Source organism: Schleiferilactobacillus harbinensis DSM 16991, from assembly GCF_000425885.1.
Taxonomy (GTDB): Bacteria; Bacillota; Bacilli; order Lactobacillales; family Lactobacillaceae; genus Schleiferilactobacillus; species Schleiferilactobacillus harbinensis.
In genome coordinates, this window is the sequence record NZ_AUEH01000001.1 from 39,724 (window position 1) to 53,891 (window position 14,168).

Annotated in this window: 16 protein-coding genes; 15 read left to right on the top strand and 1 reads right to left on the bottom strand. The window is 53.8% G+C overall.

Going from position 1 to position 14,168, the window contains the following annotated elements; all coding sequences use genetic code 11:
* Positions 1 to 16 precede the first annotated feature (16 nt).
* The 15 genes from atpA (at position 17) to sufB (ending at position 13,363) form a co-directional block, all read left to right on the top strand.
* A complete protein-coding gene (atpA, locus tag H627_RS16320) occupies positions 17 to 1,597 on the top strand; it encodes a F0F1 ATP synthase subunit alpha (RefSeq protein WP_081674521.1) in 1,581 nt (526 codons plus the stop codon).
* A gap of 12 nt (positions 1,598 to 1,609) precedes the next feature.
* Positions 1,610 to 2,542 carry a F0F1 ATP synthase subunit gamma gene (locus H627_RS0100220; RefSeq protein WP_027827275.1) on the top strand — a complete coding sequence of 311 codons (933 nt, stop codon included), beginning with the start codon at positions 1,610 to 1,612 and terminating at the stop codon, positions 2,540 to 2,542.
* A gap of 25 nt (positions 2,543 to 2,567) precedes the next feature.
* Positions 2,568 to 4,019: a F0F1 ATP synthase subunit beta gene (gene atpD / locus H627_RS0100225; RefSeq protein WP_027827276.1), complete on the top strand. Its 1,452-nt coding sequence runs from the start codon at positions 2,568 to 2,570 to the stop codon at positions 4,017 to 4,019.
* Positions 4,020 to 4,034: 15 nt separating this feature from the next.
* Positions 4,035 to 4,466 (top strand): F0F1 ATP synthase subunit epsilon, encoded by a 432-nt coding sequence (locus H627_RS0100230; RefSeq protein ID WP_027827277.1) that lies wholly within the window; start codon positions 4,035 to 4,037, stop codon positions 4,464 to 4,466.
* 298 nt (positions 4,467 to 4,764) lie between these two features.
* Positions 4,765 to 4,992, top strand: a complete 228-nt coding sequence (locus H627_RS0100235) for a DUF1146 family protein (RefSeq protein WP_027827278.1) — start codon at positions 4,765 to 4,767, stop codon at positions 4,990 to 4,992.
* 102 nt (positions 4,993 to 5,094) lie between these two features.
* Complete coding sequence (locus tag H627_RS0100240) at positions 5,095 to 6,084, top strand: rod shape-determining protein (RefSeq protein WP_027827279.1); 990 nt, start codon at positions 5,095 to 5,097, stop codon at positions 6,082 to 6,084.
* Positions 6,085 to 6,107: 23 nt separating this feature from the next.
* On the top strand, positions 6,108 to 6,290 hold the full coding sequence (locus tag H627_RS0100245; protein ID WP_051225035.1) for a DNA-directed RNA polymerase subunit beta: 183 nt from the start codon (positions 6,108 to 6,110) through the stop codon (positions 6,288 to 6,290).
* Positions 6,291 to 6,319: 29 nt separating this feature from the next.
* The gene (yidD, locus tag H627_RS0100250) at positions 6,320 to 6,637 is read left to right on the top strand and encodes a membrane protein insertion efficiency factor YidD (protein ID WP_027827281.1); all 318 of its coding nucleotides are present in this window, start codon (positions 6,320 to 6,322) and stop codon (positions 6,635 to 6,637) included.
* Complete coding sequence (locus tag H627_RS0100255) at positions 6,630 to 6,863, top strand: DUF2969 family protein (protein WP_027827282.1); 234 nt, start codon at positions 6,630 to 6,632, stop codon at positions 6,861 to 6,863. Before yidD ends, H627_RS0100255 begins: the two co-directional genes overlap by 8 nt.
* A 20-nt stretch (positions 6,864 to 6,883) precedes the next feature.
* On the top strand, positions 6,884 to 8,086 hold the full coding sequence (locus H627_RS0100260; protein ID WP_027827283.1) for an FtsW/RodA/SpoVE family cell cycle protein: 1,203 nt from the start codon (positions 6,884 to 6,886) through the stop codon (positions 8,084 to 8,086).
* A gap of 150 nt (positions 8,087 to 8,236) precedes the next feature.
* Entirely contained in the window at positions 8,237 to 9,052 is an 816-nt protein-coding gene (gene sufC, locus H627_RS0100265; RefSeq protein ID WP_027827284.1) for a Fe-S cluster assembly ATPase SufC, read from the top strand.
* On the top strand, positions 9,052 to 10,266 hold the full coding sequence (gene sufD, locus H627_RS0100270; RefSeq protein ID WP_027827285.1) for a Fe-S cluster assembly protein SufD: 1,215 nt from the start codon (positions 9,052 to 9,054) through the stop codon (positions 10,264 to 10,266). Before sufC ends, sufD begins: the two co-directional genes overlap by 1 nt.
* A gap of 7 nt (positions 10,267 to 10,273) precedes the next feature.
* Positions 10,274 to 11,464 carry a cysteine desulfurase gene (locus H627_RS0100275; protein ID WP_226999247.1) on the top strand — a complete coding sequence of 397 codons (1,191 nt, stop codon included), beginning with the start codon at positions 10,274 to 10,276 and terminating at the stop codon, positions 11,462 to 11,464.
* Entirely contained in the window at positions 11,461 to 11,916 is a 456-nt protein-coding gene (gene sufU / locus H627_RS0100280) for a Fe-S cluster assembly sulfur transfer protein SufU (RefSeq protein ID WP_027827287.1), read from the top strand. Before H627_RS0100275 ends, sufU begins: the two co-directional genes overlap by 4 nt.
* A 4-nt stretch (positions 11,917 to 11,920) precedes the next feature.
* Complete coding sequence (gene sufB, locus H627_RS0100285; protein WP_027827288.1) at positions 11,921 to 13,363, top strand: Fe-S cluster assembly protein SufB; 1,443 nt, start codon at positions 11,921 to 11,923, stop codon at positions 13,361 to 13,363.
* A 125-nt stretch (positions 13,364 to 13,488) separates the two neighbouring features.
* On the opposite strand, the gene H627_RS0100290 is transcribed toward sufB, so the two are convergent.
* A complete protein-coding gene (locus H627_RS0100290; protein WP_027827289.1) occupies positions 13,489 to 14,139 on the bottom strand; it encodes a hypothetical protein in 651 nt (216 codons plus the stop codon).
* Between the last annotated feature and the right edge of the window lie 29 nt (positions 14,140 to 14,168).

Sequence of the window (14,168 nt, forward strand, 5' to 3'; positions counted from 1 at the left end):
AAGAGAGGTGAATTGAATGAGCATCAAAGCTGAGGAAATCAGTGCTCTGATCAAAAAACAACTAGAGAGTTACAAAGATGATTTACAAGTCGATGAAGTGGGTACTGTCACTTATGTCGGCGATGGGATCGCCCGTGCGACCGGTTTGGAAAACGCCATGAGTAACGAATTGCTGACATTCAGCAACGGTTCCTATGGTGTCGCCCAAAACTTGGAAACGAATGACGTCGGGATCATTATTCTTGGCGAATTCGATGACATTCGGGAAGGTGACCAGGTGAAACGGACTGGTCGAATCATGGAAGTCCCCGTTGGGGATGCGATGATCGGCCGGGTCGTGAACCCGCTAGGTCAGCCCATCGACGGTCTGGGTGCCATTAAAACGGACAAGACCCGGCCGATTGAATCGCCAGCCCCAGGGGTTATGCAGCGGCAATCCGTTACTGAACCTTTGCAGACTGGGCTTAAAGCCATTGATGCCCTGGTTCCGATTGGCCGTGGTCAGCGGGAGTTGATTATTGGTGACCGGAAGACCGGGAAGACGTCAATTGCTATTGATACGATTTTGAACCAAAAAGGTCAAAACATGATCTGTATTTATGTGGCGATCGGGCAAAAGGAATCAACTGTCCGGGCTCAGGTGGAAACTCTGCGGCGTTTTGGCGCCTTGGATTATACCATCGTCGTCACCGCCGGTCCGTCTGAACCGGCACCGATGCTGTATATCGCACCATATGCCGGCTCGGCTATGGGTGAGGAATTCATGTATAACGGCAAACACGTGCTCATCGTGTTTGATGACCTGTCCAAGCAGGCAGTCGCCTACCGTGAACTTTCCTTGCTGCTTCGTCGTCCGCCTGGTCGTGAAGCCTATCCTGGGGATATCTTCTACCTGCATTCCCGTTTGCTGGAACGCTCGGCGAAGCTCAGTGACAAGTTAGGCGGCGGTTCCATGACTGCCTTGCCGATCATTGAGACCCAGGCTGGGGACATTTCTGCATATATTCCCACCAACGTGATTTCCATCACCGATGGTCAGATCTTCCTGGAGAGCGACTTGTTCTTCTCCGGGACGCGTCCAGCCATTGATGCCGGGGCTTCTGTGTCTCGGGTTGGCGGGGCTGCCCAGATCAAGGCAATGAAGAAAGTCGCTGGGACTCTGCGGACGGACTTGGCTTCCTACCGGGAACTGGAATCCTTCACGCAGTTCGGTTCTGATTTGGATGCGGCTACGCAGGCCAAACTGAATCGGGGCCGACGGACCGTGGAAGTCCTCAAGCAGGGCTTGCACAAACCGTTAGCGGTTGAAAAACAGGTCGTTATTTTGTACGCCCTGGTTCATGGGTATTTGGATCCGGTGCCCGTTGATGATATTCTGCGGTTCGAATCCGAGCTCTTTGCCTTCTTCGATGGTACCCACGCGGATATCTTGAAGACCATCAAAGAGACCGGTGACTTGCCTAAGGATGATTCTTTGGATAAGGCTGTGAAAGACTTTGCAGATGGGTTCTCGACTCAGAAGCAAACGCCGGATCAAGAAGCTGCTGCCGTTACCGGTGGCAGTCAGGACAACCAGACACCCAGTCAAGCCAAGTAGGAGGGAGCGCTTATGGCAGGTTCCTCAATTGACATCAAACGACGGATCGCCTCCACCAAGAGCACTCGCCAGATCACGAAGGCCATGCAAATGGTCTCCGGGGCGAAACTGAACCGAATTCAGCAGCGCGCTGCCGATTATCAGATTTACGCGGACAAGGTCCGCTCGATCGTGACCCATTTAGCGAATGCTCAATTGTTAGCCCAGGCCGGGGAGGTGGGGAATTCCCCCACGAACCCAATGGCCTCTGAACTTGGGATCACGTTGAATGATCTGATGGTTCAGCGCCCGGTCAAGAAGACTGGTTATCTAGTGATCACCTCTGACCGGGGGTTGGTGGGCGGTTATAACAGCACGATCCTCAAGGGGATGCTGGATATGATTCGCCAAGACCACGAAACCGACTACGCCATTATGGCGGTCGGCGGTGTAGGTGCTGATTTCTTCAAAACCAATAATATGAATCTGATCTACGAATACCGGGGCATCAGTGATATCCCGACATTCGAAGAAATCCGTGAGATTCTTTCCACCGCGGTCACCATGTACGACAATGGGGTGTTTGATGAATTGTATGTGTGCTATAACCACCATATTAATTCACTGAGCAGCGCGTTCCGGGTGGAGAAAATGCTGCCGATCAGTGATATTGAGGCGGAAGAGGATGACACAGAAGCGCCGGTGACGACTGAATATATCGCCGATCCTTCTTTGCCAGTGGTACTCAGTGCCGTTTTGCCGCAGTTTGCCGAAAGCTTGATTTTTGGCGCGATTTTGGATGCCAAGACGGCAGAACATGCCTCGTCCATGACCGCCATGAAGTCGGCGTCCGACAACGCGGATGATTTGATCAATAATTTAACTACCCAATTAAATCGTGCCCGACAGGCACAAATCACAACGGAAATCACCGAAATTGTCGGTGGTGCCGCTGCGCTAGAATAATCATGATGGGAAAGGAGACAAACGAATGAGTGAAGGTACAATCGTCCAAGTCATCGGCCCTGTTGTCGATGTTGCCTTTCCGCTGGATGGGTCATTGCCGGAAATCAACAATGCCCTGGAAGTGGAAAACAACAATAAGCAGACCGTTGTCCTGGAAGTCGCCCTGGAGCTCGGTGACGGTGTCATGCGGACTATCGCGATGGAAGACACTGGCGGTCTGCAGCGCGGTATGAGCGTTAAAGATACCGGCGGCCCCATTTCCGTACCCGTTGGTAAGGAGACACTGGGCCGGGTATTCAATGTCCTGGGTCATCCCATCGATGGCGGTACGCCGTTCCCGGCGGACTTCCGGCGGGATCCGATTCACCGTGAACCACCTAAGTATGATGAACTGAGCACGACTTCTGAAGTGCTTGAAACGGGGATCAAAGTAATCGACTTGCTTGCCCCCTATCTGCGAGGCGGGAAGGTTGGCCTCTTCGGCGGTGCCGGAGTTGGTAAAACGGTTTTGATTCAGGAATTGATCCACAACATTGCCGAAGAGCATAATGGTATTTCTGTCTTCACCGGGGTCGGCGAACGGACCCGGGAAGGGAACGACCTATACTTCGAAATGAAGGGCTCCGGTGTACTGGAGAAAACCGCCTTGGTCTTTGGTCAGATGAACGAGCCGCCTGGTGCCCGGATGCGGGTCGCCTTGACGGGGTTGACGCTGGCCGAATACTTCCGGGATGTTGAAGGGCAGGATGTGCTGCTCTTCATCGATAACATCTTCCGGTTTACCCAGGCCGGTTCTGAAGTTTCTGCCTTGCTGGGCCGGATGCCGTCCGCTGTTGGTTATCAGCCGACGCTGGCGACTGAAATGGGTCAGCTGCAGGAACGGATCACTTCGACCAAGAAGGGCTCCGTAACGTCAATTCAAGCCATTTATGTACCGGCCGATGACTATACTGACCCGGCGCCGGCCACGGCTTTTGCCCACTTGGACGCCACCACGAACCTGGAACGGCGTTTGACCGAGCAGGGGATTTATCCTGCTGTGGATCCGCTGGAGTCGTCTTCGTCTGCACTGGATCCGGAAATTGTCGGTGACGAGCACTATGCTGTAGCGACCGAAGTGCAGCATGTCCTCCAGCGTTATCGGGAATTGCAAGACATCATCTCCATTTTGGGGATGGATGAATTGTCCGATGACGAAAAGCTGATCGTTTCCCGGGCCCGGAAGATTCAATTCTTCTTGTCTCAGAACTTCTTTGTCGCAGAACAGTTCACCGGCGTGCCGGGAGCCTATGTTCCAGTCAAGGATACGGTTCGCGGTTTTAAGGAAATCTTGGACGGCAAGTTCGATGATTACCCTGAAGAAGCTTTCCGGTCTGTCGGCCCAATTGAAGATGTGCCGAAGAAGGCAGCCAAGCTTGGCTTCAAGCCTAAGCAGCCGGCTGCTGACCAGCCAGCTGCGCAAGCCGCTAAAGCATAGTAGGAGGGGACACTCGTGGCGGAAGATTTATCCCATGCAATTACCGTCAAGATCGTTACACCTGACGGGGTTGTCTATGACCACCATGCCCACCTGCTGATCGTCAATGCCATTGACGGTGAACTCGGAATCATGCGGGGGCATGAACCAATCATTGCACCGTTGAAAATCGCCGAAGTGCGGGTCCAACGGGTCGATGGCTCGGATCATGAAAACCACATCGCAGTGAATGGCGGCTTTATGGAGTTTTCGAATAATGTCGCCAGCATTGTTGCCGATTCTGCTGAACGGGAACGGAATATTGATTTGAGTCGGGCACAGCGCGCCAAGGAACGGGCCGAAAAGGCTATCGCTGAGGCGAACGCGAAGCACGATGTTGATTCAGTGCGTCGGGCCCAAGTGGCTTTGCAACGGGCGGTCAATCGGATTTACGTGAAACAACAGTAATGTTGGTTTATGGTATGCTAAAGTCGGTACGCAATGCGTGCCGGCTTTTATTTTTAATTAGTCGTGGCGAAAATATAAATTTTATTGCTATCTAGTGCCAATGCGTAGCAACCGGAGGCGGAATGGGCTCAGTGGTGGAAACCACACGACGGCTTTGCCGTCGATGTGGTTAGGCGACTTTGAGACCGCGGTTTTTGCGGGCTCAAAGCGCCGTCACCACGTTCCAGCCCAATTCCGCCGGAGGTTGCGCAGCTTTGGCACGGCAGGCAAAGACCATTCTTCGCCTTAGGAGGACACTATGAACGGTTTCAAACTGCAAGCGGGGCTGACGATTGCCTCGCATCTTTTCTTCATCTTTCTGACCTTCCGCTCCTTTATCGCGCTGCGTTTCGACCAGATCTTGCAGAAAGATCAAGTCGGTCCGGCCCGGGTTTTCTTGATCCTGCTGGCCTGTGCCATTGGTTTTGGCGTCAGTTCATTCCTGTTAAGCATGATCAACCAGTTTTCCATAATCTTTAGCAAGTAGGCCAAAGCTAGGCGGTGCGCCGGCTGCGGAGGCTTAGGCCGCGTTCAACCGGGTAAAAGTATGGTATAATTTACCAAGCATTTCGCGAGAGGAGTCAGCATTTTGGCAAAGGACATCGGAATTGATTTGGGTACGGCGAACGTACTGATCAATGTAAAAGGAAAAGGCATTGTTTTGAATGAGCCTTCCGTCGTGGCGATTGACGCCCAGAGCGGTAAGGTCTTGGCCGTCGGCACGGAAGCTTATCAAATGGTCGGGCGGACGCCAGGAAATATCCGGGCGATTCGGCCGCTTAAAGAAGGCGTAATTGCTGACTTCAACATTACCGAGGCCATGCTTGCGTATTTCATTAATAAGTTGAACGTTAAGGGCTTCATGTCGAAACCAGTCATTATGATCTGTGCCCCCACGAATACGACGGACATTGAGCGCAAGGCGATCATTGAAGCCGCTGAAAAGACCGGCGGCGGCAAGGTTTATTTGGAACTCGAACCGAAAGTCGCGGCAGTCGGCGCAGGGATGGATATTTTCAAGCCCCAAGGAAATATGGTTGTCGATATCGGCGGCGGGACCAGCGATATTGCTGTGCTGTCCATGGGTGACGTGGTCACATCGCGTTCTTTGCGGCGGGCCGGCGATCGGTTGGACCAGGACATCGTGAACCATATCAAGAAGCAGCATAATCTGTTGATTGGTGAACATACTGCGGAGACGCTGAAGAAAGAAATCGGTTACGCCTTCGAGCCGCCGGCAGATAAGAGTATTGAAGTCCGGGGACGGGATTTGATGACCGGGCTGCCCCGGGAGGTTTCGGTGAATGCCCAAGAAATTACCGAGGCGATTACCCCGACGCTGAACGAAGTGATCGCGGCGACTAAGGAAGTCTTGAATCAGACACCGCCAGAATTGTCGGCCGATATCATTGATCGCGGCGTAATGCTCACCGGCGGCGGGGCGCTGCTGAAGAACATCGACCATTTGTTTGCCGATGCCTTGGATCTGCCTGTCGTAGTGGCGGATGATCCATTGGACTCGGTGGCTCTGGGCACGGGCATTTTACTCGACCACGTCACCGGTAAAAAGAAGCGGTAATTTGGATTTTTGAACAGGAAGTGATGATGTTGAAAACAGATAGTCACCATGCCCGGCGAGTGCTCAAGCATGTGCTGATCGTGCTGATCGTCGCATTCATCGCGTTATTGATTGGCGGGATGGCCGGGATGGCGCTGGGCGGTCAGAATCCGCTGCGCTTTTTTGACCCCGCTACCTGGCAACACGTCTTTTCTTTCTGGCAGTAGCGGCCAACATGGATAGGGAGGAATGACCGATGCGGCGTATTTTGCTGGCTCTGATTCATTTTTATCAACGGTTTATCTCGCCTTTGACTCCGCCCAGCTGCCGTTACTATCCGACTTGTTCCAATTACATGCTGCAAGCGGTGCAAAAGTTCGGCGCGGTCCGGGGGTTCCTGATGGGCACCGCCCGGATTTTGCGCTGCAATCCGTTTGTGAAGGGCGGCTTTGATCCGGTGGGAGATCACTTTTCTCTCCGGCGTAATCCCCATCCGGAACAATACGAAGACGAACTGATTGCCCGTAAATTTCACCCGGAAGTATTTACGAAGAAAGCAGGTACCCATGAGTAGTCATAATAAGAAACAAAACATTCCGTTGGCCCTGGAGGAAATTCCGGATACGCCGAACACGTGGCGGTTGAAGACGGATCATGATGTGCTGGGCATGATCACCCAAGAGGATGATCATTACTTAGCCCGGTCCGGCGAGACGCCCGTCGGCGGCAAGTTTCACACTGCTGACGACGCGGTGGAGGCCTTGATCGCGGAATATAATCTACATCGGCACAACGGTTAAGCGCGGAAGGACGAGTTCGCATGCAAACATTACAGCGCAAGAATAAATCTGAGGGGGACCGCATTGACTATGGCGTGATCTTCTCCGTGATGATGCTCGCGCTTGTCGGGCTGGTCTCGATTTATGTGGCAACGACCCATGATCCTGGCGGTGGCAGCGCGATGAAGATGGTGGGCGTTCAGGCCTTATGGTATGTCTTAGGCGCCATTGCCATCGTGGTCATCATGCAATTTGATTCGGAACAATTGTGGAAGATTGCGCCGTATGCCTATGCTGGCGGCCTGCTCTTGCTGCTGCTGGTCTTGCGGTTTTACAGTACGGCGTACTTTACTCAGACCGGCGCGAAGAGCTGGTTTGCAATCGGTCCATTGACTTTCCAGCCATCAGAATTGATGAAGCCGGCGTTTATCTTAATGCTGGCGATGGTGGTGTCGAAGCATAACGAAAAGTACGCGGTGCATCGGGTATGGAGCGACATGTTCCTGATTGCCAAAATGGTTTTGACCTTTTTACCCGTGGCTGTCCTGCTCAAATTGCAGAACGACTTTGGGACGATGATCGTGTTCTTGGCTATCGTTGGCGGGGTCATGCTGGTGTCGGGGATGACCTGGAAGATTCTGCTGCCGCTAATTGCCTTCGTGGTCGTAGTCGGCGGCGGCGCGGTTCTCCTGGTGACCCAGGATTGGGGGCGGGAGATTCTGCTGCACTTTGGCTTCCACCAATATCAGTTCAACCGCATCGATGCCTGGATGAATCCATCAGTGGATACGTCTTCCACCAGTTACCAGTTGTGGCAGTCGATGAAGGCCATCGGCAGCGGTCAAATGTTTGGCCGAGGCTTCAATAATTCCCAGGTTTACGTACCAGTCCGGGAATCAGATATGATCTTCAGTGTGATTGGTGAGAACTTTGGCTTTGCCGGCAGTTGCGCAGTGATCCTGCTGTACTTCCTGCTCATTTACCAAATGATCCAGGTCACCTTCGACACCAAAAACGAGTTTTATGCCTATGTTTCCACGGGCGTGATCATGATGATTGTGTTCCACGTTTTCGAAAACATTGGTATGAGCATCGGTTTGCTGCCGCTGACCGGGATTCCGCTGCCCTTTATTTCCCAAGGGGGGTCAGCGCTGCTGGGTAATATGATCGGCATCGGTTTTATCATGTCGATGCGGTTCCACTATACGAGCTATATGTTCGGCGGCGAAGAAGAGGATTTCTGATCCTGAAGCATCGAAAAAACAGTCCCGGCGAAATCCAGCGTGACGGATTTTGGCCGGGACTTTTCCGTACCCAGGAATCTAAACGGTTCCGTGGACGCTTACGATTAAACGGGCTACAATTAAACATACAACGAGAGGATGACAAACGGCATGGACACATTAGAAGTTAAAAACCTGCACGTGGCAGTGGATGACGAAGACGGCCATCAAGAAATTCTGAAGGGTGTCAACCTGACGATGCACACCGGTGAGATCCACGCAATCATGGGCCCTAATGGGACCGGTAAATCGACGCTTTCGGAGACCATTATGGGCAACCCGAAATATGAAGTCGGTGAGGGGGACATTCTCCTGAATGGGAAAAGCATTCTCGATTGGCCGGTGGATAAGCGCGCCCGCGCTGGATTGTTCTTAGCCATGCAGTACCCAGCAGAAATTGCCGGGGTAACCAATGCCGAGTTCATGCGGGCGGCAATCAATGCCCGGCGGGATGACGACCATCAGATCAGCGTCCGGGAATTCATCAAGAAACTGGATGATAAGATGGCCTTGCTGGACATGCCGGAAGAAATGGCCGAACGCTACTTGAACCAGGGATTTTCCGGGGGTGAAAAGAAGCGTAATGAGATTCTGCAATTATTAATGATCGAGCCGCCGTTTGCCATCCTTGATGAAATTGATTCTGGTTTGGATATTGATGCGATGAAGGTCGTCGCCAAAGGGGTCAACGCCATGCGCGGCCCGAATTTTGGCACACTCATTATTACCCACTATCAACGTCTGCTGAATTATATCGTGCCGGATGTGGTGCATATCATGATGGACGGCCGGATCGTGAAATCCGGGGACGCTGCCTTGGCAGAAACTCTGGAAAAGGAGGGCTACGTCGGTTTGCGGGACGAACTGGGGCTGGATGTGCCGTTGACAGACGATACCGATATCCCCTCTGGAAAGGGGGAGGCCTAATGGCGTTCGGACCGAAGCAATTAGACGGGGCGGCGCTTGCAGCGGCTTATGCGGACCTGGACCATAGTGCATGGCTGACGGCCCAGCGACAAAGGGCCGCCGAGGCCTATTCAGAAGCGCCCTGGCCGGAGTTTGCCAAGGTCAGCTACCATGCTTGGCCGCTGTTTGGCACCGGCACCGCGGCAGGGGTGACCTATCCTGACGGGCTGCCGACATCGGCGGGAGTGATCGTGCGCTCGTTGCTGACGGCGACGGATGCTGATTTGGCGCCGTTCAAGGACTATTTGTTTAAACAAACCGGCCCGACAGATCGCCTGACGGCCTTCCATATCGCCCATCTCAACAGCGGCGTATTGATTCAGATACCGGATCACTTCCACAGCGATCAACCGGTGGTGTTGAATACCCGTTTGCTTGCCGGCCAAAATGCGCACCACCATGTCCTGGTCGTCGTCGGCAGCGACGCCCAGGTGACGATCGTCGATCGATACACCGGCGAAGACGGCGCAGCCAGTGCCGATTCCGTGGTGACCGAAATCGTGGTGGGAGAAAACAGCCAAGTGAACTTTGCTAATGTCGATGCATTCGGCAGCAACATCACGGCCTTCATCCGGCGGCACGCCACTGTTGCCGCCAACGGGGTCCTGAACTGGACGGCGGGCGTGCTGAACGACGGCAACATGCTGGCCGATACTAGTACCGATCTGGTTGGTACCGGCAGTACGGCCGACGTGAAAGTTGTCGCTCTGGCCACCGGTAAGCAGACCCAAGGGTTGAATACCCGCGTGACCAATATTGGCCGCCAGACCACAGCCAATATTTTGCAGCACGGGGTGATCTTGGAAAAGGCGGCTTTGATTTTCAACGGTATCGGCCACATTGTGAAAGGGGCCCGGGGCGCTGATGCCCAGCAAGAGAACCGTGTGCTGATGCTGTCCCGGGCGGCCCACGGCTACGCCAATCCCATTCTCTTGATTGATGAAAATGATGTGAAAGCCGGCCATGCTGCCTCAGTAGGCCGAGTAGATGCCAGTCAGATGTATTATTTGATGAGTCGCGGTCTGACCAAGGACGTGGCCCAGCGTTTGGTGATTCGCGGTTTTCTCGGCGCGGTCTTGACGGCAATCCCGTTGCCGACTGTGCAGCAGGAATTGATCGATACCATTGAAAGGAAGCTTATCCATGGCCAAACTGTCGCCCATCAACAAAACTGATTTTCCGATGTGGCAAGGGGCCGACGCGGTTCCTGATGCGGTGTATTTAGACTCGGCTGCGACGGCGCAAAAGCCGCAGGCAGTGATCGATGCCCTAGTCCATTACTATACGCGGCAAAATGCCAATGTGCATCGCGGCGTCTATACTCTGGCGGAACAGGCCACAGAAGCATACGAAAATGCCCGCCAGACTGTGGCCGATTTTATCCATGCCGAAGATACCGCCAACATTATTTTTACCCGCGGTACGACGGAAAGCTTAAACTGGATCGCTCAAAGCTGGGGTGGTACCCACATTCAGGCCGGGGACGAGATTATTATTACGATCATGGAACATCACAGCAATCTGGTGCCATGGCAGCAGCTCGCCCTGCGTACCGGCGCCAAGCTGCGGTACGTGGATATTGATGATCAGGGCTTGCTGGACATGCCGGCCTATAGGGCCATGCTGTCCGCGAGAACCAAAATCGTCGCAGTGACCCAAGTGTCAAACGTGCTCGGCACGATCAATCCGATTCAAGAAATCGGCCAACTCGCCCACGCAGCAGGGGCCATTCTGGTGGTTGACGGGGCTCAAAGCGCCCCCCACATGCCGGTGGACGTTCAGGCCTTGGGAGCAGACTTTTTTGCCTTCTCCGGCCACAAAATGCTTGGGCCGACCGGGATCGGGGTACTGTATGGTAAAATGGCGCTGCTTGAAGCCATGCCGCCAATTGAGTTCGGCGGTGAAATGATCAGCAAGGTGGAGAAATTTCAGACCACCTGGGCTGATATTCCGTGGCGCTTTGAGGGCGGTACGCCCAATATTGCCGGCGCCATTGGCCTGGCAGCGGCGATCCGCTATCTGCAAGCCATCGGGTTAGACAAGATTCGCGATCATGAGCGCGCGTTAACGACCTATGCGTTAGACCAGCTCAAAGCCATTCCCGGCCTGACCATTTACGGCCCCCAAGATGCAGCCCGGCGCGGTGGGGTGATTGCCTTTACCCTGAATGGTGTGCATCCCCACGACTTGGCCACGGTGCTGGACACCCAACAAGTCGCCGTCCGGGCTGGCCACCACTGTGCCCAGCCGTTGATGCAGCGCTTAGGCGTGGTGGCTACCGCCCGGGCCAGTTTCTATCTGTATAATGGCCAAGCCGATGTCGATCGGCTGGTGGCCGCGGTGAACGAAGCAAAGGAGTTCTTCCAGCAATGAATGAAGATCAATTACGCTTGCTGTACCGTCAGGTGATTTTAGATCACTCCCAGCATCCCCACCATCACGGTACGCTGGCTGACGGCAGCCATGAGAAAGAAATGGAAAATCCCACCTGTGGCGATGTGATCACGGTGCAGGTCAAGCTCAGTCCAGATGGTCAGCAAATCGCGGACATTGCCTTCAACGGCAGCGGCTGCACGATTTCCCAGGCCAGTGCCAGCATGATGACCGACGTGGTTCAGGGGAAGACGGTCCAGGAAGCGCGGGATGCTGTTTATCTGTTTTCCCAAATGATCACCGGTAAAGAAACCACGAAGGAAATGGACGACGTTTTGGGGGACGCCAGTCTCTTGGCCGGGGTGCGGGCCTTTCCCGCCCGAATCAAGTGTGCCACCTTGGCCTGGAAGGCCTTAGACCAAGCCCTGCCTGGTTTCCCAGAAAAGGAGTGATTCCATGACTGACGCAAAGACCAAAAACACGAAAAACAACGAGGACTTGCTGGATACAGTGCCCACGTTGGATGAAGACTATGATTACGGCTTTTCTGACGACGTTAAGCCGGTGTTCTCCACCGGTCGCGGGTTGACCGAAGATATTGTTCGGACCATCAGCAAAGAAAAGAACGAGCCTCAATGGATGCTGGATTTTCGCTTGAAAGCCTACAAAATCTACCGGCGGATGCCGATGCCGGATTTTGGTCCCGATTTGTCCAGCTTGGACTTAGACGACATGCTCTATTACCAAAAGGCGACGAATAAGAAATATCGCAATTGGGATGACGTGCCGGAAACGATCAAGGATACGTTTGAAAAATTAGGGGTCCCGGAAGCAGAACGCCGGTATTTGGCAGGTTCTGCGGCCCAGTACGAATCGGAAATGGTGTATCACAACATGAAAGACGAGTTTGAAAAACTCGGCATCGTCTTCATGGATACCGACTCGGCGCTGCAACAGTACCCGGAGATCTTTAAAAAGTATTTTGCCACACTGGTCAAACCCACGGACAACAAGTTTGCGGCGTTGAATTCTGCCGTCTGGTCCGGAGGCAGCTTTATCTACGTCCCGGCAGGAGTGAAGACGGACATTCCGATCCAGTCTTATTTCCGAATCAATACCGAGAATTCGGGGCAGTTCGAACGGACTCTGATCGTTGTTGAACCTGGGGCCAGTGTGAACTATGTCGAAGGCTGTACGGCCCCGAATTATTCCTCAGACAGCCTGCACGCCGCTGTGGTCGAAGTTTTTGTCAACGACGACGCATATTGCCGCTACACGACGATTCAGAACTGGTCCAAGAATGTCTATAGCTTGGAGACCAAACGCGCCCAGGCCATGAAGAATGCCACCATGGAGTGGGTCGATGGCAACCTGGGCAGCAAAACAACGATGAAGTACCCCTCTGTTTATCTGGACGGTGAGGGCGCTCGGGGGACGATGCTGAGTATCGCCGTTGCTGGGGCCGGCGTGGATCAGGATAACGGGGCCCGGATGATTCACCACGCCAAGAACACCTCCAGCTCCATTGTGTCGAAGTCCATCGCGAAAGATGGCGGCGCTGTGGACTACCGCGGTACCGTCCGCTTCGACCGGGACAGTGACGGTTCTTTTGCCCATGTCGAGTGTGATACCATTATTATGGATGAGAAATCCCGGTCCGATACCATTCCGTACAACACGATTTTGAACGGGAATGTCTCGATGGAACATGAGGCAAAAGTCTCGAAAATTTCCGAAGCTCAGCTGTATTACTTGATGAGCCGCGGAATTCCCGAGAACAAGGCCACTGAAATGATCATCATGGGCTTCGTTGAGCCGTTCACGAAGGAGTTGCCGATGGAGTATGCGGTGGAATTGAACCGGTTGATCAGTTATGAGATGGTAGGGTCAGTCGGGTAAAAAGAAGGACAACAAAAGGATCGGGCCAAAATTCTGAGTTTCTGGCGCACCGAGTGCCGCAGCTTGCGGAGCATTGGCACGGCGTACCAGAGAACGACTTTGGCTCGATCCTTTTATTGTTATTGCTAGAGTGTTTGAGACTCATCCGCCGCCTTGGTTTGATACAATAGTTGGCGGATATCCCGCCGGCTCATCCCCACTTGGCGCGGATCATGCTGGTACATGGCAATGGCTTGGCCCAGCGTTGGCGCTTGCTGACGCCACAATAAGACGTACAGCCCCGCCACTGCCTGCTGATTACGCAAGTTGGCCGGCAAAGCTTGCAGCGTGGCCATGACGAGCGGTTGCTTGAATAAGTGCTGCTGTTCATTATGAATAGCCCAGTCAGTCTGGGCGAGCCGGGAAAAATGGGCAGTGTGTTTCAAGCGATGAATCGTCCGGCGAAAGCGGGTATTGCGCAGCAGCTGGGGGCGTTTGCTTAAATAAACCCCAGTGGCACTGACCGTCCCGGCAATGATCAGCAAGCCGATGATCAGGGACCAGATCCAGGGCGCACCGCCTAAAATAGCGACGATCATCAAGACCGCCGCCATCCCCGCTGCCCCCGCGGCGGTGATCAGAAATGGCCGGCGGTAGCGGCGGCCGATCATTGCCAGCATGTCGCTCCGGTAATGGGCGGCAATCAGTTGCCGGTGCGTGGCTAATTGGTGATCACGTTCATAGGCGTGCCACGTTTGGGCGAGCGGCGTCAGCCAGTCGCGTCCTGCGTTATCCATTTGTCATCATCCCCCCTTTAATCTAGTAT